This window comes from Leptotrichia sp. oral taxon 215 str. W9775, assembly GCF_000469505.1.
GTDB lineage: Bacteria > Fusobacteriota > Fusobacteriia > Fusobacteriales > Leptotrichiaceae > Leptotrichia_A.
In genome coordinates, this window is sequence record NZ_KI272869.1 from 1 (window position 1) to 1539 (window position 1539).

General features: G+C 53.5%; 1 rRNA gene. It reads right to left on the reverse strand.

What is annotated here, in order from left to right:
• Window positions 1-11 precede the first annotated feature (11 nt).
• Window positions 12-1521, reverse strand: a 16S ribosomal RNA gene (locus HMPREF1984_RS09870).
• Window positions 1522-1539 lie beyond the last annotated feature (18 nt).

Genomic DNA, 1539 nt, shown 5'->3' on the forward strand with positions numbered 1-1539 from the left:
TCTCTCCCTAGAAAGGAGGTGATCCATCCGCACCTTCCGGTACGGATACCTTGTTACGACTTCACCCCAATCACTATCCACACCTTAGGTACCTTCCTCCAAAGTTAGACCAGTAACTTCAGGTGCAGACAACTCTCGTGGTGTGACGGGCGGTGTGTACAAGACCCGAGAACGTATTCACCGCGGCATTGCTGATCCGCGATTACTAGCGATTCCAACTTCATGAAGTCGAGTTGCAGACTTCAATCCGAACTTCGAACTGCTTTCAAGATTCGCTCCGCGTCACCGCCTCGCTCCTCTCTGTACAGCCCATTGTAGCACGTGTGTAGCCCAGATCATAAGGGGCATGATGACTTGACGTCATCCCCACCTTCCTCCTGCTCTTCGCAGGCAGTCTCGCTAGAGTCCCCAACTTAATGATGGTAACTAGCAACAGGGGTTGCGCTCGTTGCGGGACTTAACCCAACATCTCACGACACGAGCTGTCGACAGCCATGCACCACCTGTCTCCGCGTTCCCGAAGGCACCGCCCATCCTCATGGGCGTTCGCGGGATGTCAAGATCTGGTAAGGTTCCTCGCGTTGCGTCGAATTAAACCACATGCTCCACCGCTTGTGCGGGTCCCCGTCAATTCCTTTGAGTTTCAGCCTTGCGGCCGTACTCCCCAGGCGGATTACTTATCGCATTCGCTTCGGCACAGACAGTCTTCCTGCCCACACCCAGTAATCATCGTTTACGGCCGGGACTACCAGGGTATCTAATCCTGTTCGCTCCCCCGGCTTTCGCACTTCAGCGTCAGTTACCGTCCAGTGAACTATCTTCATCATCGGCATTCCTGCACATATCTACGAATTTCACCTCTACTCGTGCAGTTCCGTCCACCTCTCCGGTACTCCAGCCTATCAGTTTCAAAGGCAGGCCTGCGGTTGAGCCGCAGGTTTTCACCCCTGACTTGAAAGGCCGCCTAGATGCCCTTTATGCCCAATAATTCCGGATAACGCTCGCGACATACGTATTACCGCGGCTGCTGGCACGTATTTAGCCGTCGCTTCTTCTGCAGGTACCGTCACTTACTTCTTCCCTGCTGAAAGCACTTTACAATCCGAAAACCGTCTTCGTGCACACAGAATTGCTGGATCAGGGTTGCCCCCATTGTCCAATATTCCCCACTGCTGCCTCCCGTAGGAGTAAGGGCCGTATCTCAGTCCCCTTGTGGCCGTCCACCCTCTCAGGCCGGCTACCTATCTTCGCCTTGGTGGGCCGTTACCCCTCCAACTAGCTAATAGGACGCAAGGCTCTCCGCAGGCGTCTCCTTTCATCACTAAGCTATGCAGCTTAATGACCTTATCCGGTATTATCAGCAGTTTCCTGCTGTTATCCCAGTCCCGCAGGCAAGTTCCTTACGCGTTACTCACCCGTCCGCCATGGTTACCATGGTGCAAGCACCACTTCCCCATCGACTTGCATGTGTTAAGCATTCTGTCAGCGTTCATCCTGAGCCAGGATCAAACTCTTCATTCAACTATTTCTTTTCACCTT